At 38.9% G+C, this 21,415-nt stretch carries 25 protein-coding genes; 8 read left to right on the top strand and 17 right to left on the bottom strand.

Annotated elements, in window-relative coordinates; translation table 11 throughout:
- Window position 1: 1 nt before the first annotated feature.
- On the bottom strand, window positions 2–1,357 hold the full coding sequence (mpl, locus tag MTF67_RS07160; RefSeq protein WP_248519141.1) for a UDP-N-acetylmuramate:L-alanyl-gamma-D-glutamyl-meso-diaminopimelate ligase: 1,356 nt from the start codon (window positions 1,355–1,357) through the stop codon (window positions 2–4).
- A 246-nt stretch (window positions 1,358–1,603) separates the two neighbouring features.
- Here mpl and MTF67_RS07155 point away from each other — a divergent pair, with 246 nt between their 5' ends.
- A complete protein-coding gene (locus MTF67_RS07155; protein WP_248519140.1) occupies window positions 1,604–2,392 on the top strand; it encodes a hypothetical protein in 789 nt (262 codons plus the stop codon).
- 52 nt (window positions 2,393–2,444) lie between these two features.
- Here the strand turns inward: MTF67_RS07155 and MTF67_RS07150 are convergent, their stop codons facing one another.
- From MTF67_RS07150 to folB, 3 genes are read right to left on the bottom strand one after another with little or no spacing between them, the layout of a single operon-like run.
- Window positions 2,445–3,245, bottom strand: coding sequence for an undecaprenyl-diphosphate phosphatase (locus MTF67_RS07150; protein WP_006791565.1), 801 nt, complete (start codon window positions 3,243–3,245; stop codon window positions 2,445–2,447).
- Entirely contained in the window at window positions 3,242–3,730 is a 489-nt protein-coding gene (gene folK, locus MTF67_RS07145) for a 2-amino-4-hydroxy-6-hydroxymethyldihydropteridine diphosphokinase (RefSeq protein ID WP_248519139.1), read from the bottom strand. The genes MTF67_RS07150 and folK overlap by 4 nt, the downstream gene beginning before the upstream one ends.
- On the bottom strand, window positions 3,731–4,090 hold the full coding sequence (gene folB, locus MTF67_RS07140; protein ID WP_248519138.1) for a dihydroneopterin aldolase: 360 nt from the start codon (window positions 4,088–4,090) through the stop codon (window positions 3,731–3,733).
- 244 nt (window positions 4,091–4,334) lie between these two features.
- Here folB and plsY point away from each other — a divergent pair, with 244 nt between their 5' ends.
- On the top strand, window positions 4,335–4,946 hold the full coding sequence (plsY, locus tag MTF67_RS07135; RefSeq protein ID WP_006791568.1) for a glycerol-3-phosphate 1-O-acyltransferase PlsY: 612 nt from the start codon (window positions 4,335–4,337) through the stop codon (window positions 4,944–4,946).
- An 8-nt stretch (window positions 4,947–4,954) separates the two neighbouring features.
- Here plsY and tsaD read toward each other — a convergent pair whose 3' ends face one another.
- From tsaD to MTF67_RS07120, 3 genes are read right to left on the bottom strand one after another with little or no spacing between them, the layout of a single operon-like run.
- Window positions 4,955–5,968, bottom strand: coding sequence for a tRNA (adenosine(37)-N6)-threonylcarbamoyltransferase complex transferase subunit TsaD (tsaD, locus tag MTF67_RS07130; RefSeq protein WP_039037702.1), 1,014 nt, complete (start codon window positions 5,966–5,968; stop codon window positions 4,955–4,957).
- A 57-nt stretch (window positions 5,969–6,025) separates the two neighbouring features.
- Window positions 6,026–6,616: a YjaG family protein gene (locus MTF67_RS07125; RefSeq protein WP_008130596.1), complete on the bottom strand. Its 591-nt coding sequence runs from the start codon at window positions 6,614–6,616 to the stop codon at window positions 6,026–6,028.
- Window positions 6,609–6,956, bottom strand: a complete 348-nt coding sequence (locus MTF67_RS07120) for a DUF2007 domain-containing protein (protein ID WP_006791571.1) — start codon at window positions 6,954–6,956, stop codon at window positions 6,609–6,611. Before MTF67_RS07120 ends, MTF67_RS07125 begins: the two co-directional genes overlap by 8 nt.
- Before the next feature lie 80 nt (window positions 6,957–7,036).
- On the opposite strand from MTF67_RS07120, the gene MTF67_RS07115 reads away from it, so the two are divergent.
- The 3 genes from MTF67_RS07115 (at window position 7,037) to MTF67_RS07105 (ending at window position 9,420) form a co-directional block, all read left to right on the top strand.
- Window positions 7,037–7,468, top strand: a complete 432-nt coding sequence (locus MTF67_RS07115) for a DUF2721 domain-containing protein (protein ID WP_006791572.1) — start codon at window positions 7,037–7,039, stop codon at window positions 7,466–7,468.
- Between the two features lie 350 nt (window positions 7,469–7,818).
- On the top strand, window positions 7,819–8,703 hold the full coding sequence (locus tag MTF67_RS07110) for a LysR family transcriptional regulator (RefSeq protein ID WP_006791573.1): 885 nt from the start codon (window positions 7,819–7,821) through the stop codon (window positions 8,701–8,703).
- A gap of 96 nt (window positions 8,704–8,799) precedes the next feature.
- Window positions 8,800–9,420, top strand: a complete 621-nt coding sequence (locus tag MTF67_RS07105; protein ID WP_248519137.1) for a 2OG-Fe(II) oxygenase — start codon at window positions 8,800–8,802, stop codon at window positions 9,418–9,420.
- A gap of 5 nt (window positions 9,421–9,425) precedes the next feature.
- Here the strand turns inward: MTF67_RS07105 and ubiA are convergent, their stop codons facing one another.
- Both ubiA and MTF67_RS07095 read right to left on the bottom strand, forming a co-directional pair.
- Complete coding sequence (gene ubiA / locus MTF67_RS07100; protein ID WP_248519136.1) at window positions 9,426–10,304, bottom strand: 4-hydroxybenzoate octaprenyltransferase; 879 nt, start codon at window positions 10,302–10,304, stop codon at window positions 9,426–9,428.
- A complete protein-coding gene (locus MTF67_RS07095; protein ID WP_006791576.1) occupies window positions 10,301–10,840 on the bottom strand; it encodes a chorismate lyase in 540 nt (179 codons plus the stop codon). Before MTF67_RS07095 ends, ubiA begins: the two co-directional genes overlap by 4 nt.
- A gap of 167 nt (window positions 10,841–11,007) precedes the next feature.
- On the opposite strand from MTF67_RS07095, the gene MTF67_RS07090 reads away from it, so the two are divergent.
- Window positions 11,008–11,406: a flagellar basal body-associated protein FliL gene (locus MTF67_RS07090; RefSeq protein ID WP_248519135.1), complete on the top strand. Its 399-nt coding sequence runs from the start codon at window positions 11,008–11,010 to the stop codon at window positions 11,404–11,406.
- 2 nt (window positions 11,407–11,408) lie between these two features.
- Here the strand turns inward: MTF67_RS07090 and glpG are convergent, their stop codons facing one another.
- The 6 genes from glpG to MTF67_RS07060 all read right to left on the bottom strand — a co-directional run bounded on the left by glpG (window position 11,409) and on the right by MTF67_RS07060 (window position 16,670).
- The gene (glpG, locus tag MTF67_RS07085; RefSeq protein ID WP_248519134.1) at window positions 11,409–12,236 is read right to left on the bottom strand and encodes a rhomboid family intramembrane serine protease GlpG; all 828 of its coding nucleotides are present in this window, start codon (window positions 12,234–12,236) and stop codon (window positions 11,409–11,411) included.
- Window positions 12,233–12,550, bottom strand: coding sequence for a thiosulfate sulfurtransferase GlpE (glpE, locus tag MTF67_RS07080; RefSeq protein ID WP_004588558.1), 318 nt, complete (start codon window positions 12,548–12,550; stop codon window positions 12,233–12,235). The genes glpG and glpE overlap by 4 nt, the downstream gene beginning before the upstream one ends.
- Window positions 12,551–12,617: 67 nt before the next feature.
- Entirely contained in the window at window positions 12,618–13,643 is a 1,026-nt protein-coding gene (tdh, locus tag MTF67_RS07075; protein WP_006791580.1) for an L-threonine 3-dehydrogenase, read from the bottom strand.
- Between the two features lie 43 nt (window positions 13,644–13,686).
- Window positions 13,687–14,883: a glycine C-acetyltransferase gene (locus MTF67_RS07070; protein WP_006791581.1), complete on the bottom strand. Its 1,197-nt coding sequence runs from the start codon at window positions 14,881–14,883 to the stop codon at window positions 13,687–13,689.
- A gap of 168 nt (window positions 14,884–15,051) precedes the next feature.
- On the bottom strand, window positions 15,052–15,612 hold the full coding sequence (gene gmhB, locus MTF67_RS07065) for a D-glycero-beta-D-manno-heptose 1,7-bisphosphate 7-phosphatase (RefSeq protein ID WP_248519133.1): 561 nt from the start codon (window positions 15,610–15,612) through the stop codon (window positions 15,052–15,054).
- The gene (locus MTF67_RS07060; protein WP_248519132.1) at window positions 15,609–16,670 is read right to left on the bottom strand and encodes a glycosyltransferase family 9 protein; all 1,062 of its coding nucleotides are present in this window, start codon (window positions 16,668–16,670) and stop codon (window positions 15,609–15,611) included. The genes gmhB and MTF67_RS07060 overlap by 4 nt, the downstream gene beginning before the upstream one ends.
- Before the next feature lie 123 nt (window positions 16,671–16,793).
- On the opposite strand from MTF67_RS07060, the gene MTF67_RS07055 reads away from it, so the two are divergent.
- Window positions 16,794–17,516: a 3-deoxy-D-manno-octulosonic acid kinase gene (locus MTF67_RS07055; RefSeq protein WP_248519131.1), complete on the top strand. Its 723-nt coding sequence runs from the start codon at window positions 16,794–16,796 to the stop codon at window positions 17,514–17,516.
- Here the strand turns inward: MTF67_RS07055 and MTF67_RS07050 are convergent.
- On the bottom strand, window positions 17,505–18,590 hold the full coding sequence (locus MTF67_RS07050) for a glycosyltransferase (protein ID WP_248519130.1): 1,086 nt from the start codon (window positions 18,588–18,590) through the stop codon (window positions 17,505–17,507). The two genes, MTF67_RS07055 and MTF67_RS07050, sit on opposite strands and share 12 nt — an antisense overlap.
- Entirely contained in the window at window positions 18,587–19,660 is a 1,074-nt protein-coding gene (locus MTF67_RS07045; protein ID WP_248519129.1) for a glycosyltransferase family 1 protein, read from the bottom strand. The genes MTF67_RS07050 and MTF67_RS07045 overlap by 4 nt, the downstream gene beginning before the upstream one ends.
- 169 nt (window positions 19,661–19,829) lie before the next feature.
- Between MTF67_RS07045 and MTF67_RS07040 the strand changes: the two genes are divergently transcribed.
- Entirely contained in the window at window positions 19,830–21,377 is a 1,548-nt protein-coding gene (locus MTF67_RS07040; protein WP_248519128.1) for a capsule assembly Wzi family protein, read from the top strand.
- Window positions 21,378–21,415: the final 38 nt, after the last annotated feature.

The raw sequence follows: 21,415 nt of genomic DNA, 5'->3' as shown, positions 1-21,415 counted from the left end.
ATTATTCTCCGCTGAATTTATCAGCCAAACCATCTACTAGTTGCTGATGAAGGCCGTTAAAACCGCCATTACTCATAATTAAAATATGTTGATCAGGCTGCACATTTTCAAGCACCGTATTTATAATAGCTTGCGTACTATTAAAGCACTGCATGCCCGCTTTTTGAGCTTGCTCGTTAAGCGACCAGCCTAAGTTATCTGGTTCAAACAAAAGTACGTCATCAGCATCAGCTAATGAAGCGAGTAGCGTATGCTGATGTACACCCATTTTCATGGTGTTTGAGCGGGGCTCTAAAATAGCAATAATTTTTTCATCGCCAACGTTAGCGCGTAAACCCGCTAAGGTTGTTTTAATCGCTGTTGGGTGATGAGCAAAATCGTCATAAACCTTAATACTGTTTATGTCGGCCTTGAGTTCCATTCGCCTTTTCGGACTTATAAACTCGGCAAGTGCCTCAATACTGTGGCTAACAGCAATCCCTACATGGCGCGCTGCAGCAATTGCCATAATCGCATTTTTAACATTATGTTCGCCAATTGTGCCCCAATTAACCGTACCTTGCCGTTCGTTATTCAAAAGTACATTAAACTCGCTGCCATCGGGTTTAATTAGTTCGTAACCCCAATCAATTCCTAGCGTTTCGCTTTCACTCCATAACCCTTGCGATATAACGTCTTCAAGTGCTTTGTCTTGTTTTGGCCAAATTACTTTACCGCTGTGAGGTAGTGTACGCATTAAGTGGTGAAATTGTTTTTTAATTGCGTTTAAATCATCAAAAATATCGGCGTGATCAAACTCTAAATTATTCAAAATTAATGTACGCGGTAAGTAATGGACAAACTTGCTGCGCTTATCAAAAAAAGCGGTATCGTATTCATCTGCCTCAATAACGAAAAAAGGGGTTTCACCTACCTTTGCCGACAGACCAAAATTTTGCACTATGCCGCCAATTAAAAACCCCGGTTTTAAACCAGCATATTCTAATATCCAGGCAAGCATACTCGCTGTGGTTGTTTTACCATGCGTACCAGCTACCGCAAGCACCCACGAGTTTTGCAATAAGTTATGCTTTAACCACTCTGGACCTGAGGTATAAGGTAAGCTGTTGTCTAACACATATTCAACACACGGATTACCTCGGCTCATCGCATTACCAATCACTACCATATCGGGTTTTGGCTCTAATTGAGATACGTCGTAACCTTGAGTGAGCTCAATACCAAGATCTTCAAGCTGGGTGCTCATAGGTGGGTAAACGTTTTGGTCTGAACCTGTTACTTTATGGCCAAGCGACTTAGCAATGGCTGCAATACCACCCATAAACGTACCGCAAATGCCCAAAATATGAATATGCATATACTTTCCTTAAACCGTATGCTCACTTTGCAGCTGTGCAAAGTTTAATGGCGCTATAATGCCAAACTTCGCGCTTACTTACCATTATATGTAGGTATTTCGATGGGTTAAAAAGTGCATATCATCGCCTTTAACTTTTAACTGTTATTCGTTCAACTTAGCTAACTGTACTCACTTTTGATCAAGTTGTATCAATGCTATAAACTCATATGCGCATACGTTTTTAATTATTGAAAAGGATTTTCTATGAAGAAGTTATTATTTTTGACCTTTCTATTTTTATCGTCGCAGAGTTTTGCCCTCGATCTTGCAAAATATCCTATAGAGCTTACTTCTCAAGAAGGCTACAGTGTTGTCATAGCTCCTACTAAAGATCAAAAACAAGCACTTGTTAAAGTAACCGGGATCAACCACGATATTGATGGCATCACATTTTTAATGGATCTAAAGCCACGAGGGAGTAATAAAGCTTATAAATTTACATACGATGGAACTGAGCGAAGCTTAATAAGCATTGATAAGGGTTACCGTTGTTGCAGCTATACTTTATACATACCAGACACGAGAGAAGGTATTTATTTAGCAAAAAAAGAAGGGGCTAACCCTGCTATTGTTGAAGATTTGAAGGCTCAGTATCAACAGCATATCAATAAAGGGACTCAAGCCGAACTTGCTCTTTTTAACCGTCAAAAGCATTTAAAGTATCAACAATCAAAAATAGATACCGCAAACGATTCAGTCACAAATCAGTGCGGCCTAAGTATTAAAACGACTATACAATGGGATTCAATTGATGACACTCTTCTGCAGACTTATGCGGTTGGTTCCTTTTGTGCTCAAGTAGCAGATGAAATGGTTAATATGTGTAAAAAAGATATAAAGTTTAAAAAAGATATAGCGCACTTCAACACAATCAACTGTCAATTTAGCGATAAACTAAAGCTTCGCCAAAACGACGATGTATTAACGTTTAAAACATCACCTAAAGCACCTAATCAAAGTCAATTTATTGAGGCTTATCTACTTAATTTATAAGTCAAAAAAGCACCTAACGGTGCTTTTTTTTCATAATGCTGAGGCTATTAAATTACATACTTAAAAAAACAATTAAACCCAAGCCTAAAACTAACCGGTAAATTACAAAAGGTAACATTCCCATTCGTTCAATCACTTTTAAAAATAAATAAATACACGCATAAGCAGATAAAAAAGACAGTACCACACCTAGCAGCAATGTACCCCATTCAACAACGTGGTCACCCAATGCAAGTTCTATTGTGTAATAAAGCCCCATCATTGAAATTACAGGAATAGCGAGTAAAAACGAAAAGCGCGCTGCACTTTGCTTATTCATGCCTAGCATTAAACCCGCTGTCATTGTAATACCTGAACGAGAGGTACCCGGGATCATAGCAACGGCTTGCGCTAAGCCAATCATTAAAGCCGACTTCCAATTAAGTTGATAAATTGTTTTAACTTGTTTCCCTTTAGCATCGGCGTACCAAAGCAATAGGCCAAAAATAATCGTTGTGGCTGCAATGACCCATGCACTTCGTAGGTATAACTCAACAAAATCCTTAAGTAACAAACCAAATACAGCCGCTGGTATTGTCCCTAAAATAATCCACCAGCCGAGTTTACTGTCGTCTGTTTTGCCTTGTGTGCCAAACGATTTAAACCACGCACTCAGAATGTCAGCCACCTCTTTACGAAAATAAATAACAACCGCTATTAATGTCCCTACATGCACTGCAACATCAAAAGCAAGTCCTTGGTCTTCCCACCCTAATATTTGTGAGGGTAAAATTAAATGTGCCGAGCTAGATATGGGTAAAAACTCAGTAAAACCTTGAATTAGCGCTAAAATTATTATTTCTAAAATACTCATGGGTTAGAAAACTCCACCTTCCATAGTTTTTGTTGAGGGTTATTATATGCATTCCATAATTGAGCAATTGTTTGCTTAGCTACAGGGTGATAAAAACCGGGGGCAACCTCACTGAGGGGCTGTAATACAAATGCATTTTTAGTTATTTCGTCACGTGGTAATTGCGCGGGGCTATCGCAAATAACATCGTCGTAAAACAATAAATCTAAATCAAGGGTTCTTGGGCTGAACTTTTTATCGTTTGGTGTGCGACCATTATCACGCTCTATTTTTTTTAGTAATGCACACACTTCAGCTAACGGCTTGTCTGTTTTTGCCCCAACGACCGAATTATAAAAGTTATTACCTACGAAACCAACAGCTTCGCTTTCAAAAACAGACGAATGCTCTATATTTTTAAAGTGAACTTTAAGTGCTTTTAAGGCACTTTGCATATAGTGCTCTTTGTTGATATTTGACCCAAGGCTAATAAATATTTGCGCCATTTAAACGCTTGCCTTATTACGTGTTATTTCTACTCCAACAGTTTGCGCTTGCGCAACTGCAGCAGGTTTACACACTCTTATTTTAACTTGTGTTGTATTAAACTCAGTTAAAATAATGTCTGCCAATTGTTCAACAAGTGTTTCAAGTAACTCAACAGGTTTAGCTGTGCTATGCGCAATGACACGCTCGCTTACTTTTGCGTAATCAAGTGCTAGATTAATGTCATCATTTGCGGCGGCTGGTTTAATATCACTTAGCATTTCAATATCAAAATAAAGGCTCTGTTTACTTTCTTTTTCAAAGTCGTACACTCCAATAATAGTGTCGACGTGCAATTGAGATATAAATACCTTATCCATTGATACTCCAAAAGACCAACAACTGTTCTAACCACATAAACTAATTAAAAATTAATATTGTATATGCTTTAATCAGTGTTTAAATATGTAAAAATTCCTTCTACAATAGCAAAATAACGCGTTTAGCTAAATTTGGTAGAAGTATATTAATTTTCACGATAAATTTTGCCGCCAATAATAGCCCAAAAACGATGTTAATTGCATTAAATGTAATGGGTATAACGATAAAAATATAAGGAACTATGTGTTAGCTATTTTGATGTTTGTTTTAGCGTACCTACTTGGGTCGATTTCATCGGCTATCTTAGTGTCGCGTCTATTTAAACTTCAAGATCCCCGTACACATGGCTCAAATAATCCAGGCGCAACTAATGTTTACCGCTTAGGTGGCGCTTTTCCTGCTGTTTTAGTTCTTGTTTTTGATATTTTAAAAGGCACGATACCCGTGTGGGGGGCTTATTTTTTACAACTTGAGCCTTTGGTACTTGGCTTAGTTGCCGTTGGCGCCTGTTTAGGCCACATGTACCCTGTATTTTTTAATTTTAAAGGAGGTAAAGCCGTTGCAACAGCATTTGGGGCTTTACTCCCAATAGGTTTATCCCTAGCTGGGTTATTAATTACTACTTGGCTAATTATAGTCGCAGTGAGTCGCTATTCTTCTCTTGCCGCCCTAGTCACCGTTTTACTCGCACCGCTTTATACGTGGTTAATTAAGCCACTCTATACGCTGCCAGTGGTTTTTATTACGGTGCTTATTATTTTTCGCCATCGAACAAACATAGTGAGACTATTTGCTGGTGAAGAACCAAAAGTGGGAGCTAAAAAAGCCCCCACTGATGAAAACAAACCAACATAACCAAGCACTTAAATAGGCTCGAGGCTGTCTATTGGCCACCGAGGCTTAGTTTTCATATCAAGGGTTGCAAACTGCCCTGCTTTTAAACGTTGCATACCGGCATAAGCAATCATTGCACCGTTATCAGTACAAAACTCCGTACGCGGATAATACACTTCGCCCTTCATACCCTGCATGACTCTTTCAAGCTGAAGCCTAAGCTGGGTATTTGCACTTACACCGCCCGCAATCACTAAACGCTTGATACCTGTTTGCTTTAGCGCTCGCTTACATTTAATAACCAAGGTATCAATAACAGCGGTTTGAAATGCATGCGCAATATCAGCTTTAGTTTGCTCGTCATCGTCATTTTCACGAATGGTAATCGACGCCGCAGTTTTTAATCCACTAAAACTAAAATCAAGCCCGGGTTTATCAGTCATTGGGCGAGGAAAGATAAATCGCTTTGGAATACCTTGCTCTGCTAATTTTGCTAAGCGGGGACCACCCGGGTAATCAAGACCTAATAACTTAGCTGTTTTGTCAAAGGCTTCACCTGCAGCGTCATCAACAGACTCGCCCAATACTTCGTATTGGCCAATTCCTTCAACTTTTACCATCATGGTGTGGCCACCAGAAACGAGTAAAGCAATAAACGGAAACTCTGGCACCTTGTCTTCAAGCATGGGAGCAAGTAGGTGCCCCTCCATATGATGAACCGCAACAGCAGGGATATCCCATCCGTAAGCCAATGAGCGACCAATTGAAGTACCCACTAATAGCGCCCCAACTAAACCAGGGCCGGCTGTATAAGCAATACCGTCTATGTCTTCAGGACCACAACCCGCTTGAGCAAAAGCAGCATCAATAAGCGGAAGCGTTTTACGAACATGATCGCGTGACGCCAGTTCGGGAACCACGCCACCGTAGTCAGCATGTACTTTTACTTGGCTATATAACTGATGAGCTAATAAGCCTTTCTCGTCATCATATATTGCTATACCTGTTTCATCACATGACGACTCAATGCCTAAAATTCGCACTGTACTTCTCCTGCTTTTTTATCACTACTTAACCAAAGTTCAAGTTACTTAATTTGTTTATAACGCCAAACCAATATTTGTTTGACCATCAACAACAGCAAATTTTTTCAGCGCCTTTACACTTTCTGAAGTAATACGCCCCATACTTTCAACAAAGTCAATAAGCTCGGCTAGCACTTCAATTTCGTACTGCATTAAAGGGTGCTCCCTAACAGCCGTGTTGTCTGCAATTTCACCTTCAACTGTCATCTGGTATTCAATAAAGCGCGCAACGGTTGCTTGCGAAATTTTACTTACACTTACAAACTCTTTATCGTCTTGTGCCATTAAACCATGCATCAAGCTCAGTAATGACGTTGCCGCATCAATAGCTGGGTATGTACCAAACATATCAAAATCAGCGAGTTCTGGAACATTAGGTTCCACTTTTTCAACTTGCTTTTCTAAGTCAATCTTACTTTTTGGCAGTAAGATTTTTTCCCAACAAACATTAAGCGCATTACGAAGTAACGTTTCATCACCAAACCCCGTAGCCTCACTAAATAAGCCATAATTTGGCAACATACGTTCAATTAGCGCACTTGCTAATACCGCTTTTTGTAAATAGTTTAGCTCTCTAATACGCTGAAAATTATTTGCTTTAGTCATTCTTTAACGTCTCACATGACCAACAAAAATCAAATGTTGATCCATTATGCTCATTACAGTTAGGACAAACCCAATCTGGAGCGGATTGTTTTACTTGCTGATAGTTTACCAATATTTGTCGCGCATGGCGCTCTTTTATCGCATAAACCTGTATACTCACTTGCGCCTGATCGAAAGGAATTTCCCCAAGTGCACCTTGAAGCATTTCTCCTACAACTTTACACTCTATTCCACCCGCTTGAATTAACCCCTTAACAATATTAGCCTCTAACGTGTTGGCTGCCTTATAAATTGTTATCCAATTAAAAGCACTATCTGTTGTGTTTTTATAAGTTTGCAATATCGACCTCGATTATTTTGTGTGTACAATACCTTGAGGTATTGAGAAATTTATTAAACAATATTCAAAAAGGCGCAAGCATGACACTTACAACTCCGGGTCTACTTTTTCCAGCTATATCTTTGTTACTTCTTGCTTATACAAACCGATTTTTAGTACTTGCGCAATTAATAAGAGAGTTAAATGCCAGAGAAGGCGAGTCAATTCGCCCTGTGGTGGTTGCGCAAATTACCAATTTAAGAAAGCGCATAAAGCTCATAAGAACCATGCAAGTTTACGGTGTAGGCTCTTTTTTATTATGTACCTTGTCTATGTTTGCTCTTTTTATTGAGTTTAATACCACAGGAATTATTTTATTTGGCGTAAGCCTAACCTGTTTAAGTTTATCTTTACTAACGTCTTTATTTGAAATTCATATTTCATGTGATGCAATAGAAATTGAACTTCAAAATATTGAAAACAAACCATTAAGTAACAGAGCAAACAAAAACTTTGATAATAAAACAAGCTAAAAGACTAAAATTCGTGCAAATATTTTAATTATTGCTTAATCAATGCCCTACTTTGTGGCATACTTTTTCATTAATTAGCATAATAAATTTACCTAATATTTTTATTTATAGATTTATACCTGCTTTTTAGTATTAACTTTGCCAGATAAGGATGTTAGGTAAATAAAAAATTATTAGTCTTTAGTCTAAAGGTTAATACTTTTTAACATCTTTACACTTTTATTATTGTGCAAACAAATATATTGTGTAGTTTATCTTTTTTAAATTTACATATATTTATTAATAGCTTAGACAGACAGAAAATTGATGTGTTAGTACATCACAACTTACTTATAAAAAGGGACTATAAAGTGAGATTTGACCAATTAGAACAATTTGTAGCACTGGGTGTGTTACGCCACTTCAGACAAGCCGCAGAAAAAACAAAAATTAGTACTTCTGCACTTACCCGCAGTATTCAGACCCTAGAAGATGAAATGGGCTATGAGTTAGTTACGCGCTCAACCCGCTCAGTAAAACTGACTCCTGAAGGCGAACTATTTTTAGATTACGCCAAAAATACACTTGGCGAATTAGAAAACACCAAAAAACGCCTGTTTCAGTCTGTTCATGGCAATGCCGATGAAAAACTCATTATTGGTTACACTAATAAAGCGAGTAACATTGTGCCTATTTCATGCGGTCAATTTTTAGCGCAATACCCACATGTAAAAATCGAAATGCAATTGCAAGAACAGCATGAGTTAACACGCAAGCTTCAGGAAGGTGAAATAGACATTAGCGTTTATTCTCAAGCTGTAAATAGTATTGGTAGTGATATTCATTTGCCTGATCAACTTATTTTATTTGTATCTAAGCATCACCCGCTTGCCCAAAAAAATGACATAAGCAAACACCAACTAGACTCCTATTCAGCCTTTGGTTGTTTCTCTCAATCAAAACAAGTTCAAAGCATGCTGAACGAGGCCATTGATTCTTTAAATAAATCATCAACTATCAAAATGGGCAGTATTGAACAGGTTATCTCTGGCATTATTAAATCCGATAGTTTTGCAATCGCCAGCATTGAGCATGCAAACACTGTGGCAGAACACACCGACCTTGTTCAGTTAAAAACAAATAAAGATTTAAGCCATGAGCAACTAATTGTTCAAACAAACCAACAAACCACAGTTACGGAGCACTTAGCACATTTGCTTTCGCTTATTAAAAAAGCAGCCACAACCCTTAATTAATTCAGCGTTCTTTTTTGAGACAGGTGCGACACAAAACAATAGCTTTTTACTCTTTTTCGGCTAAACTGGCGCACCTTCAAAAAAAGAACCTCCTAAATGATCAACTTTTCAACCGATGGCCCGTTTTATAACGATATTGAAAGCCGCGGTTATACAGTTATTCCTGATGCCTTAAACAAAGAATTGATAGCTAATTTAATGGCTGATTGTTATCGCATAAATCCGCATTTTAGCCATGCTGGTATTGGTCGCTTAAATCATTTACAAATTGACGATAATATTCGAAAAGATAAAACTTATTGGTTTGATGGTTCGTCCCAAGCACAATTAACCTACCTAGCTGTTATGGAAAGTATTCGCACAACGCTCAATCGCACTTTTTTTATGGGGCTGTTTGATTACGAATGCCACTACGCAAAATACACTCACGGTGATTTTTATAAAAAACATGTCGATGCATTTAAAGGGCGCTCTAATAGGGTATTTACTAGCGTTTTATACTTAAACACGCCCAATGAGGGCGGTGAGCTTGTTATTTATAAACCCAAAAGCAAAGTGGTTGAAGTGAGCATTTCGCCAGAAGCGGGGACATTAGTTTTATTTGAAAGCGAACGCTTTGTTCACGAAGTATTACCAGCAGTAGATAATCGGTATTCAATTGCTGGCTGGTTTAGAAAAAACGCATCCATTAGCGGAATAGTTGATCCACCTCGTTAATATAACTAAATGCTAATGGGGTACGAGAGCAATAAACCAATAAAAATAGCCATACCCACATAATGATTATTTAAAAAAGCTTTAAAGCATGCGTCTCTATTACGCTTTAAAATTAATACTTGTTGGTAAGCGAGTAATGCTGTGGCTATAAGTAATCCAGCCCAAAAAGCCATATTTAACTGGTTAATTAACCCAATATAAGCAACAAGTGCGATAAATAGAGCATTTAATATAAAAATGATATGGCGGTCAAAGCGACCAAATAAAATAGCGGTAGATTTAACACCAATTTTAATATCATCATCTCTATCGACCATGGCATACATGGTATCGTACGCAACCGTCCAGCATACATTAGCAACAAACAGCAACCAAGCCTGAAGAGGTAATGCATCAATAGATGCCATATAAGCCATAGGAATTGCCCAACCAAATGCTGCACCCAGCACGACTTGTGGCAACTGGGTATATCGCTTCATAAACGGATAGCAAAACGCGAGAGCAAGTGCTCCAACAGACAATAAAATAGTGTTAACGCTCAGCATTAAAACCAAAATAAACGCTAAAGTGATCAGTAATAAAAATAGACTTAGCGCTTCGCCGCTTGCGACAGTACCAGATGCAAGAGGACGTTGGGCTGTGCGTTTTACAGAACCATCTATTTTTCTATCTGCAAAATCATTTATCACGCAGCCTGCACTACGCATTACTACAACCCCCAAAGTAAACACTATAAAATTAATTAAGCTCGGCATCCCACTATTTGCGAGCCATAAAGCCCAATAGGTTGGCCATAAAAGCAATAAAGTACCTATGGGCTTATCAACACGCATAAGCTGTAAATAATAAGAAAAATGTTTTGCTTTTAAACCTGCTAATTTCATGAGTAAAGGTACGCCCCAGGTAAAAATACTTCCGCCACCAAAAATTGGTAATCATTTAACGAAAACACGCTACGCCTGCCTAATAGAGTTTGAGTTGGTAAATTTAGCTGGGTAACCAAATTCTGTAATGAATGTTTGCTATCAAAACGCGCAATTTCAATATTTTGACGAACAAGCTCAGGTTGTTGAAAAATAACATCGCCTAAAGGGCGCTCCCCCATATTATGAAGCGAGTTGTGCGTTTGGTTATTTGGCAGCCAACTTTGAGCGTAAACCATGGGGTTATTATCGCACAACAAAAGCACCTCTCGGTTTAACGCCGATGACGTTTTACAGCCTAGTAATTGCTGTTGTTCATGACTTAAATTAAACGCCTGTTCGCTGAGTACTTTTACACTAAAAGAGGTTGCTTTACTTTTTAGCTTAGCGGTTAAAGAATGCGGCTCAAAAAGCCATTCTTGCTCTGTAGGTGTTAAGTCATCGGTTTGTATATCCGATAGCCAGTTAGCTGATAAAGATAAAGGAAAAGTTGTCACAATAACTCAATAAAATATAATCCAAGCAAATGATAACATTGCCTAAGCATTTGAAAAAGTACCTATTCACCAACCTAAGTAACTAATATAAATAATTGCTTGGCGCTGTTTATTACCTATTATTAAGTATAAACTATTTACAACAGGTTTTCGGAAACGCTTTAAATATGAAAAAAATAGTATACGTAGGTCTTCTTACATTAATTATGAATTTAGTGAGCCTAAGTGCCCGTGCAGAGTCAACGGTTGGTTATTTTGGTTTTGAACCTGACATAATTACTAACTATATTGGCGCATCAAGTAAAAAAATGGGTTACGTGCGCGTTACCGTTGACCTAATGCTTAGTAACAATTCAGACATTGCCATTGTTGAACATCATACCCCTTTATTAAGAGATGCTATTGTAGAGATTTTTTCGAAAGAGCCAGAAGAAAAAATAAAGTCATTGACTGGTCGAGAAGAAATTCGCGCAAAATGTATAGAAAAATTAAAAAGCCTGTTAAAAGAAGAAACAGGCCAAGAAATTATACGTGAAGTACTATTTACAAAGTATTTGTACCACTAAATTCAACTACTTGTATGCTTTTTAGTAAACAGTTGAGCGGTGTAGGCAAACGCCATTCCGCTCACTAGCCCCCCTAAATGTGCCCAATTAGCCATTCCAATAAACAACACATCAGCAAAACCAAGTACTAACCAAACAAGCATAAAACCTATAATTGAGGTACTCACCAATGCGGGTTTTTCTGGATTTAAAAAGCTATGGATCCAGCAATACCCCAGTAAGCCGTATACCACGCCACTTAGCCCACCAAAATTAGGCCCAACAATTAAATATTGCGCCCAACTACTAATTAAAGCAGTAATAAAAAACAGGCCAATTAAGCTCAATTTTCCGCATTGTTTTTCAATATTGTCACCAAGCGATATCCACCAAATTAAGTTAAACACAATATGTATAGCACTAAAGTGAACCAAGGCTGGCGTAAACCACGTCAATGGGTATGAGGGGTTAAACTGTAATGCAGAATAAATGCTCTCGAAACCACCCAGTAAAAATGCAATATAAATAACAATACTGAGTACACTTACCGATTGATTAAGCCAACTCAGCGCTTTGAACCGCGCTTTAAGGTTAAGCGATTGCCCTTGGTATTTTAAAGGTGATTGCGTACTACCTACACTCCAAGAAGCTTGCTGGTAACGAGAATGGCCTGGGTTTTGAGTAAACTCAGCCCAAAGCGGCTGTACCTGATGAAAATGCTCTTCAGATACGCTAATAATAACGTGGCTACCATCAGTTGAATGTAATTGCCCGTCTAAACCTTGGCTTTTTAAATAATCTATAAAGCCTTGTGCGGCACGCGGGTTATTTAAACTGCCAAGCTCTATCATCGTTCAACTTTCTCGCTGTAGGCCGCTTCCCAGGCTGTAAAGCCACCATCCATGCTGTATACATCCTCAAAACCTTGCTCAACTAAGTAACTAGCAGCACCTTGCGAACTCATGCCGTGATAACAAACAATAATAATGGGCTGATCAAACTCTTTTTCCATCATAAACTGGGCAATATTTGCGTTCGATAGTGCTTCGGACCCCGGAATATGACCTGCTTGATATGAGTTAGGATCGCGTATATCTGCAATTACTACGTCTTCTTTGTCTAATAACTCATGCGTTTGCGCAATAGATATATGTTTAAATGCCATTGAACTCTCTTTAATAAATAAAATAAAAAAGGCGGCCATAGCCGCCCTTCTTGCAATTTTTTTGGAATTAATCCCAGTTTAAAATTACTTTTCCTGACTGACCTGAAATCATCATATCAAAGCCAGCTTGGAAGTCATCTACAGAATATTGATGTGTAATGATTGGGCTTAAATTAAGACCTGACTGTATTAAACTTGCCATTTTGTACCAGGTTTCAAACATTTCGCGACCATAAATACCTTTAATCACTAAACCTTTAAAAATAACTTGGTTCCAATCTACTGCCATGTCTGATGGTGGAATACCGAGCATGGCAATTTTTCCACCATGGTTCATATTATTAAGCATCGAATTAAATGCACTTGGCACACCCGACATTTCGAGACCAATATCAAAGCCTTCTGTCATGCCTAGGTCGGTCATAACATCTTCAAGCTTTTCATTTGCAACATTCACCGCGCGAGTTGCGCCCATTTTGCGGGCAAGCTCTAATCGGTACTCGTTAACATCAGTAATTACTACATGACGCGCGCCTACATGTTTTGCAACAGCTGCAGCCATAATACCTATAGGACCGGCACCAGTAATTAGTACATCTTCTCCTACTAGATCAAACGAAAGTGCTGTGTGTACAGCATTGCCAAATGGGTCAAAAATAGAGGCTAATTCGTCAGATATGTTGTCTGGAATTTTAAATGCATTAAATGCTGGAATGACTAAGTACTCAGCAAACGCGCCTTCGCGGTTAACACCAACTCCTGTGGTGTTACGGCATAAATGCACACGCCCAGCACGACAATTTCGACAATGCCCACAGGTAATATGACCTTCGCCAGATACCCGATCACCCACTGAAAAGCCGCGAACTTCTTGACCCATATCAACCACTTCACCAACGTACTCATGACCAACAACCATTGGTGTAGGAATTGTTTTACTCGCCCACTCGTCCCATTTATAAATATGAACGTCGGTGCCACAAATCGCTGTTTTACGTATTTTAATTAACAGATCGTTATGGCCCACTTCAGGCTTAGGTGCATCTGTCATCCAGATACCCGGTTCTGCTTTTAATTTAGATAATGCTTTCATAATTTACGCTCACAAAAACCAAGTCATTTCTTAGTTTTAAAAATTAAATAACGCCCATTTCTTTACCAATGCGGGTAAAGGCTGCAATAGCTGTATCTAGCTGCTCTATACTGTGCGCTGCTGATATTTGCGTACGAATACGTGCTTGGCCTTTTGGTACAACAGGGAATGAAAAACCAGTCACATAAATACCTTCTGCAAGTAATTTATCAGCCATAAGTGAGGCTACTTTAGCGTCACCTAGCATTACAGGAATGATGGCATGATCTTTACCTGCACAGGTAAAGCCTGCTGCTTCCATTTGCTCACGGAAGTACTTCGCATTTGACCAAAGCTTAGCGCGAAGTTCGCCGCCATTTTCAAGCATCTCTAGTACTTTAATTGATGCAGTTACAATTGAAGGCGCTAATGAATTTGAGAATAAGTATGGGCGAGAACGCTGACGTAACCACTCAACAATTTCTTTTTTACCTGAGGTGTAACCACCTGATGCGCCGCCCAGCGCTTTACCCAATGTACCAGTAATTATATCTACACGGTCAAGTACGTTACAGTATTCAGGTGTACCCTTACCGTTTTCGCCAACAAAACCTACAGCGTGAGAGTCATCAACCATAACAAGCGCATCGTACTTATCTGCTAAATCGCACACGGCTTCTAAATTACAAATTACCCCGTCCATAGAAAACACGCCGTCAGTGGCAATTAACTTTGTTTTAGCGCCAGCTTCGTCTGCGGCAATTAATTGCTTTTCTAGGTCAGCCATGTCGTTATTTGCATAGCGAAAACGCTTAGCTTTACATAAACGAACGCCATCGATAATCGAAGCATGGTTAAGTGAATCAGAAATAATTGCATCTTCAGCACCTAAAATGGTTTCAAACAAGCCTGTATTAGCATCAAAACAAGAAGAGTATAAAATGGTGTCTTCGGTTTCTAAAAATGCACTAATTTTTTGCTCAAGTGTTTTGTGAATGTCTTGCGTACCACAGATGAAACGCACAGAGGCCACACCAAAACCGTGGTCGTCTAAACCGCCTTGCGCTGCTTTAATTAACTCAGGGCTATTTGCTAGACCTAAGTAGTTGTTAGCACAAAAGTTAATAACTTTATCGCCAGATGCTACTTCAATTTGAGCTTGTTGCTGCGAGGTAATTATACGCTCGCTTTTATAAAGGCCTTGGGCTTTAACGTCTTCAATTTGCTCTTGTAATTGGCTAAAAAAAGCAGATGCTCTCATCTGTAGTCTCCATTTAATTGAACGGGTAAACAACAACGTTTATGCCACTGTTTATGATGGTGTGTATTGTAAAAGTTTAACGAGAAAAATGCACGGTTTGCAGTTCGTCGCAAACGCGCTCAATGTAAGGAATATGTGCCAGTTTACACGCTTAAATAAAGCGTGTTTTTATAACGGTAAACGTTTAGTTAAATCATCTATTGAATCAATCACTAAATCGGCATTTTGCTTTGCGCTTTCGTCAAAGCTTTGCCCCGACCGCACTAATACTTGGGTTGCAATACCGGCTTTTTGAGCTGCTTGCATGTCACTGAGCTTATCACCAACCATAATACTCTGCTCAGGATCGATATTATGCTCCTTAATGCCTTGCAGCAACATGCCTGGGGCTGGCTTTCTGCAATCACATTGCTTTAAATATTCTGGTAAAGCCTTTTTAGGGTGATGAGGACAAAAATAAACATCGGCAATTTCAATGTTGTGGTTACTAAATTGCGTTTTCATCCACTGGGTGAGCGCTAAAAAATCAGCTTCGGTATAATAACCACGCCCAATACCTGATTGGTTAGTCACTACTATAATTTTGTAGCCTGCATCATAAAACTTTTTACAGGTGCTAAAAATGCCCTTAATAAATTCAAACTTTTCACTTTGATATACATAGCCGTGGTCTACATTAACCACGCCGTCACGGTCTAAAAAAAGCGCTTTATGTAGTTTAATACTCATTCAAGCCCCTCTTTGTTCACAACATGGTCAAACATTGTTTTTACGCTATCTGTCGTTATTTGGCTCATTAAATCATCCCCTTTAACTCGGGTACCCCAGGGGACTTGCTGCGCAGTTTTACCCGTTTGCTCAAGTAAATTTTGATGATAGACCTCTACCACATAATCTTGATATAAATAAGGGCCAGTGCGTGCAGGGTTCGAGTGAGCATATAAACCAACAACTGGTGTGCCAACGGTTACTGCCATATGAGCAGGGCCAGTATCGGGGGCAAGGACTAAATCAGCTCTTTTTAAAACACATAGCAGCTCTTTAAGCTTTGTTTTACCAACTAAATTTAAAATTGGGCTATTGCTATGTTTTATAATGTTATTCGCTAAATTTACTTCAAGCTCAGTAGGTCCGCCGGTTAAAGCAACATTAAAGCCTTGCTCGCGCGCGTAGTCAGCAAGTACAGCATAACGTTCAGGCAACCAGTTTCGCTGAGCTTTACTAGCCGCTGGCGAAATTACAAATAGCTTGTTGGCTAAATACTCTTGCCCTAGTAACTCATCTGCTTTGTTTTGATCTTGTGCGCTGTAAGGGATTTGCCAACTAGGTGTGTAATCATCTACACCAATTGCACCCGCAAAGCCTTTAAATCCCTCTAGCACATGCGCTTCTTTTTGTGGGGCTATACGTTTATTTATAAACAAACTGTGTAGTTCTTTTGAGCGTGCCCAATCAAAGCCTATTTTTACTTTTGCAGGTATACAGCGTGCTACAAAGCCTGCTCTTAATGCCACCTGCATATTAAGAAGCACGTCAAACTGCTTACCATTAAAGGTGTTTTTTAATTTTTTAAGCGCAGCCTTACCTTCTTTTTTATCAAAGATCACCAGCTCTACTCCCGGTAAATCAGCAAGTAACATAGCCTCTACTTTACCCATTACCCAGGTTATTTTTGCATTAGGGTGCGCTTTTTGAATTGCTTGAACAGCACTAACAGCATGACATACATCACCAATAGCAGAGAGTCTTAAAATACAAATAGAGGAGTAGTTAGGCACTTGAGTCACGCATTCCGTTAGGCTTTAAATAATATGCTGGGATCTTAAATTATACTCGCGTTAATGCAAGCACTTATCCTGCGCCATAAAACACGTTAATATATACCTATTATTGAATTATTTTAACGAGCTATGTTTAAAACACTAACGCACGGCAAGCACACTATTTTAAGTCACCCAGATTATTTTAACCTTGTTGATATAAACTGGTTTGATGCAACTTATTGGCAAAAGCAAAATAAAATAGTGGGCGCTAAAAAAGGCCGCGCTACAGCATGGTTTTTTAAACACGATGATTTAACTGCTGTACTTAGGCATTATTGGCGTGGCGGTTTAGTTGGTAAGGTATTAAGCGATCAATACCTCTACCCTGGCCTTAAAAACACCCGCGTGTATAAAGAGTTCAGCTTAATGGTAAAGCTTATTGAGCTTGGCTTAAATGTGCCAAAACCCATTGCCGCCAAGGTAACAACCGCAGGCTTAATTTATCGAGGCGATATAATTACAGAGGCTATAAAAGGGGCTAAAAGCCTGCTCGACGTTCTAATTGAGCGCCCTTTAAATAGTAGTGAGCTTGAAAGCATAGCTAACACTATTGCGCTATTTCATAACAAAGGGGTGTATCACGCCGATTTAAATATAAATAATATTTTATTTAATGAAGACGGCGACGTATATATTATCGACTTTGATCGCGGGGAGTTAAAAATACCTAATCCGCAATGGCAACAAAATAATATGGCGCGCTTAAAGCGTTCATTCTCAAAAGAACAAGGCCGTAATAGCGTCTTTAATTGGCAAAGCAATGATTGGGCAACGTTAAATGCCCTTTATAGCCAAAAACTATCTGCGTAGAGCCAAATACTGCTGAGCTACTAGCTTAGCATCCACTTTTTGCAAAATATCGGCGCTTTCCACACTCGGCTTATTTGCTAAAACGTGTTTTATTTTAGCCGATAGCTCTTCGCTATTTCCTATAGGTACTAAGTAATTAGCCAGCTCGCCTGTTAGTATTTCGCTGGGCCCAAACGTACAATTAGTACTTACTACCGGCGTGCCAACAGCTAATGCTTCAATTAATACTGTTGGCAACCCTTCAAAGTCAGAACTCAACACCAATGCTTCAGCCTGATTAATCCAATTATACGGATTTTGTTCAAACCCAGGGACAATCAGCTGCTCTTCAATGCCATACTCTTTTGCAAGCTTAAATGCTTTACTAGGCTTGTTACATAAAAGAACCAATTTGTATTTTTTATCAAGCTTGGCAAATGCCGAAAATAAAATATCGTGGCGTTTTTGTTTCGCTAAGCGTCCTACATGAATCAAATAAGGCGACTGCGGAATAGCTATATTAACGTCATCAGATTGGCGTTTTATTTCGGCTAAATTAAAGGGGTTATAAATAGTGGTTATTTCACTTGGCGTAATTAAATCGCCTTGAGTGATTTCTTGCTCTACCCCTTTAGATACACAAACGAGTGACTTACCATTTAAGTTTTGCTTTGATTTTTTAAGATAGCGATAAGAGAACGGACCTAACTTTTTTTGCCTAGCAAGCTCTGAATTTACTGAGTTATGCACAACAAAATGCACATTTTTAACCGTGCTTTTAGCGAGTAAATTATTGCTTCTATCAAGGTTTGAAAGTACTAAATCTATAGTACCTATATCTTTTTGTTTATTGTTAAACCAGGCTTCTAACTTCGCAACGCTTTTATTTATGTTCCAAAAGCGATCGACTTTTGAAGCCCTATCAGGAAATAAACTATCGACATTAATGCATTCAGGGATGTCATATTCAATGGAGCTTGCAAGTGACAATAAAGTAACGTGATGCTCAAGTTCAACAAGTTGCTCAGCTAAAGTAAGCATAACTTTTTCTGCGCCACCGCCAACAAGGGAGTCAATAACAATCACAATGTTCATGCACGGCTTCCTGCAAGCATATTTTTTACCGCACTTGTAATTACACTATAACTTTGAGGACTGTCTAATTTACGATATTTAGCCAAGAGAGGTTTATAGTGCCTGTCATCTATTGCGTATTCAATTTTAGACACTATATCATCAGGATTAAGGCTTGCTTTGATTGCTACGCCTGCATTAACGCAATTTTCTAAGCGGGTATGTTGGTCTTTTGAAATAGCACAAGCTATAACAGGAGTTTGCAATGCAATAGCCTGCAACAAAGTATCACCAGCACTCAATAAAGCTAACTTTGCTTGACTCAATAAAGCTAAAAAATCAGTTCCCTCTAAACTTGTTAAACAAATAATCTCGCTTGTTTTTGGTAATATTTTTGTATAATTAGAACCAAACACAACCACTGTTTTTAAACCCGTTTTTTTACCCGCTTTGAGCGCGGTATCGAAATAGGTATCTGCACAATTTAAATTATTAAATGTATGCCCACCAGAACCTGCATTTACTAGTAAGTAATTATTCTCTTCAAGCCCGTACTTGTTCAACACTTGCTTTTTTTGCTCCTCTGAAGCGTGTGCAACAAAAGGCCCAACATTGCGTGGATGAGCAAGGGGAAACATGTCTAGCTTTGTAGTTTCCACCCAACTTAAAGGCGCAATACAATAGTCTGGCTGTACAACCCAATGTACATCAATTAAATTTGCACGATTGAGCTTTAACCCTTTTGCGCGCTTTTTTTCATGTTGAGAAATAAAAACAACTTTAGCACCCACCTCTTTTGCCGCTTTCATATGTGCTGCGCGCCCAGCACAATCAAAAACAACAACGTCGGGTTTGTATGCAGTGATAAAGTCACACACTAATGCAACTTCTTTGGTTGCTGAGCTCTCAAGTAAAGTGGTATCAAAAGGGCAAACATCGGCGTAAGTTGTGTGCTTGTTTAAAATAAAATGAATATCAAGCATCCCAGCAAACTCAGCGAGCAACCCATTAGCCAACAGCAACGAGCGCATATATTCACCAATTCCTTCTGGTGACGATACTGGAATAAATAAAAGTCGTTTGTTGCTCATTGCATTCTCAATTTCCTATTTGATCTTTAGTATATCAATCAGGCCTTTGTTACGATAGATAGGTTACATTTTTATACATTTAATTGACCCTATAAATTTGAATATTTACTGCAATAACATACTTAGATTGGTAAACTTGCCAGCAATCTTAATCACAAGGACCTGAACTTTGCGACACAGAATTTTTATTCTTTCAACATTATTTAGTGCTATCAGTTTATCTGTTAATGCTGAACCATGGGTTAAACCAGATGACTACGGACTAAAAGCTGACATACAACAGCTAGCCGACGCCGGTATTATTTTAGCGCCGGTAACAACATACCCATTAATGTGGAAGAGCTTTATTAATGATGTTAACAGTATGCCCATCGAGCAATTATCTCCAAGCTTGCAAGACGCACTGCTGCGTGTAAAGCATCGTTATAAATCTGAAAACGCAAGTTCACATAGTGTGCAACTATCAGCATATGCAGCCACAGATCCAATACATACAACGAGCTTTGGCGCGACCAACACTCAAAAATCAGCGCTTTCGGCAGCGTATGCCTACCTAGGTGATAATTTTGCCGCCAAAATTGCACTAAGCTCTAGAAAAGACGGTAAAAAATGCTTCATTAACGGAAAAACTAACGATGACATTGTAAAAGATGAGCAAGCATTAACTGATTGTGACGATACCTCATTTGATGATAGTTACGTAGCCTATAGGCTAGGTAATTGGATATTTAGAGGCGGTGCTGTTGAACAATTTTGGGGACCTGGTATCGACAATAGCCTGATAATGTCTAGCAATGCTAAGCCGCTTCCCGCTTTAAGTATTACGCGTGAACAAAGCACCGCCTTTAAAACACCTTGGTTAAACTGGATAGGCCAATGGAGTTTTACAGCACAAATGGCAAAGCTCGAATCAACCAGAGTGATTCCTGATGCATTGCTGTGGAGTAGTCGCTTAAATATACGCCCACTACAACAATTAGAAATTGCAGTAAGTTGGTCGGCGCAGTGGGCAGGTGAAGGTCAGCCAAGTTCTGCTGGTGATTTTATTGATGTCATTACAGGGCAAACAACTTGCATTAATGGTAATGAAAATTGCGACAGTCAGCTAGAGTCTAAAATTGGAAATCAACTTGCAGGCCTCGATATTCGTTGGTCTGACACATTGTTTAGCCACCCATACGCCATTTATGCCAGCACCATAGGTGAGGATGCCAGCTCACAATTTAAACCTGCTGACCGAGCTTATTTATTTGGTGTCCAAACGACCCAACGTATTTACGATCAAAATGTATTAGTGAATGTAGAATACATAGATACGGGTGTTTCGTGCGCAGCAGAATCAACCAATGAAAACTGTTATTACGAACACTCAGATTATAAATCAGGTTACCGTTACCATGGCCGCACCATAGGCTCAACGTTTGATAACGATGCGCAATCAGTGGTGTTAACAATACTTGGGCAACTTTCAAACGGTGATGATTGGCAAGTAAAAGTACGTAGCGTTGATTACAACAGCGACAACAGTGATTTATACCCGAACAATCCTGACATTGGTAATTCAATAACCAAGACTGGCTACAGTTCTAAACAGCTTGAGCTTCGCTATAGAAAAATCACTATGGGTGGGCGTTTAACATTAGGTGCTTTTGCATCTCAAAATGACGATGCAGAAAATGACACATCTGCCTTTGCTAAATACGAATATAACTTTTAGCCAGTATTTTAAATACACTTTATTCAGGCTTTAAAAAA

The organism is Pseudoalteromonas sp. 2CM32C (genome assembly GCF_023161925.1).
GTDB lineage: Bacteria > Pseudomonadota > Gammaproteobacteria > Enterobacterales > Alteromonadaceae > Pseudoalteromonas > Pseudoalteromonas marina.
The sequence above is the reverse complement of the archived record's forward strand: the minus strand, read 5'-3'. Positions and strand labels throughout refer to the sequence as shown.

Excerpts from the sequence above, each read along its gene's own strand:
- mpl (WP_248519141.1), bottom strand. The coding sequence starts at position 1,357 with ATGCATATTCATATTTTGGGCATTTGCGGTACGTTTATGGGTGGTATT.
- MTF67_RS07155 (WP_248519140.1), top strand. The coding sequence starts at position 1,604 with ATGAAGAAGTTATTATTTTTGACCTTTCTATTTTTATCGTCGCAGAGT.
- MTF67_RS07150 (WP_006791565.1), bottom strand. The coding sequence starts at position 3,245 with ATGAGTATTTTAGAAATAATAATTTTAGCGCTAATTCAAGGTTTTACT.
- folK (WP_248519139.1), bottom strand. The coding sequence starts at position 3,730 with ATGGCGCAAATATTTATTAGCCTTGGGTCAAATATCAACAAAGAGCAC.
- folB (WP_248519138.1), bottom strand. The coding sequence starts at position 4,090 with ATGGATAAGGTATTTATATCTCAATTGCACGTCGACACTATTATTGGA.
- MTF67_RS07125 (WP_008130596.1), bottom strand. The coding sequence starts at position 6,616 with ATGACTAAAGCAAATAATTTTCAGCGTATTAGAGAGCTAAACTATTTA.
- MTF67_RS07115 (WP_006791572.1), top strand. The coding sequence starts at position 7,037 with ATGACACTTACAACTCCGGGTCTACTTTTTCCAGCTATATCTTTGTTA.
- MTF67_RS07105 (WP_248519137.1), top strand. The coding sequence starts at position 8,800 with ATGATCAACTTTTCAACCGATGGCCCGTTTTATAACGATATTGAAAGC.
- ubiA (WP_248519136.1), bottom strand. The coding sequence starts at position 10,304 with ATGAAATTAGCAGGTTTAAAAGCAAAACATTTTTCTTATTATTTACAG.
- MTF67_RS07090 (WP_248519135.1), top strand. The coding sequence starts at position 11,008 with ATGAAAAAAATAGTATACGTAGGTCTTCTTACATTAATTATGAATTTA.
- glpG (WP_248519134.1), bottom strand. The coding sequence starts at position 12,236 with ATGATAGAGCTTGGCAGTTTAAATAACCCGCGTGCCGCACAAGGCTTT.
- glpE (WP_004588558.1), bottom strand. The coding sequence starts at position 12,550 with ATGGCATTTAAACATATATCTATTGCGCAAACGCATGAGTTATTAGAC.
- tdh (WP_006791580.1), bottom strand. The coding sequence starts at position 13,643 with ATGAAAGCATTATCTAAATTAAAAGCAGAACCGGGTATCTGGATGACA.
- MTF67_RS07070 (WP_006791581.1), bottom strand. The coding sequence starts at position 14,883 with ATGAGAGCATCTGCTTTTTTTAGCCAATTACAAGAGCAAATTGAAGAC.
- gmhB (WP_248519133.1), bottom strand. The coding sequence starts at position 15,612 with ATGAGTATTAAACTACATAAAGCGCTTTTTTTAGACCGTGACGGCGTG.
- MTF67_RS07055 (WP_248519131.1), top strand. The coding sequence starts at position 16,794 with ATGTTTAAAACACTAACGCACGGCAAGCACACTATTTTAAGTCACCCA.
- MTF67_RS07050 (WP_248519130.1), bottom strand. The coding sequence starts at position 18,590 with ATGAACATTGTGATTGTTATTGACTCCCTTGTTGGCGGTGGCGCAGAA.
- MTF67_RS07045 (WP_248519129.1), bottom strand. The coding sequence starts at position 19,660 with ATGAGCAACAAACGACTTTTATTTATTCCAGTATCGTCACCAGAAGGA.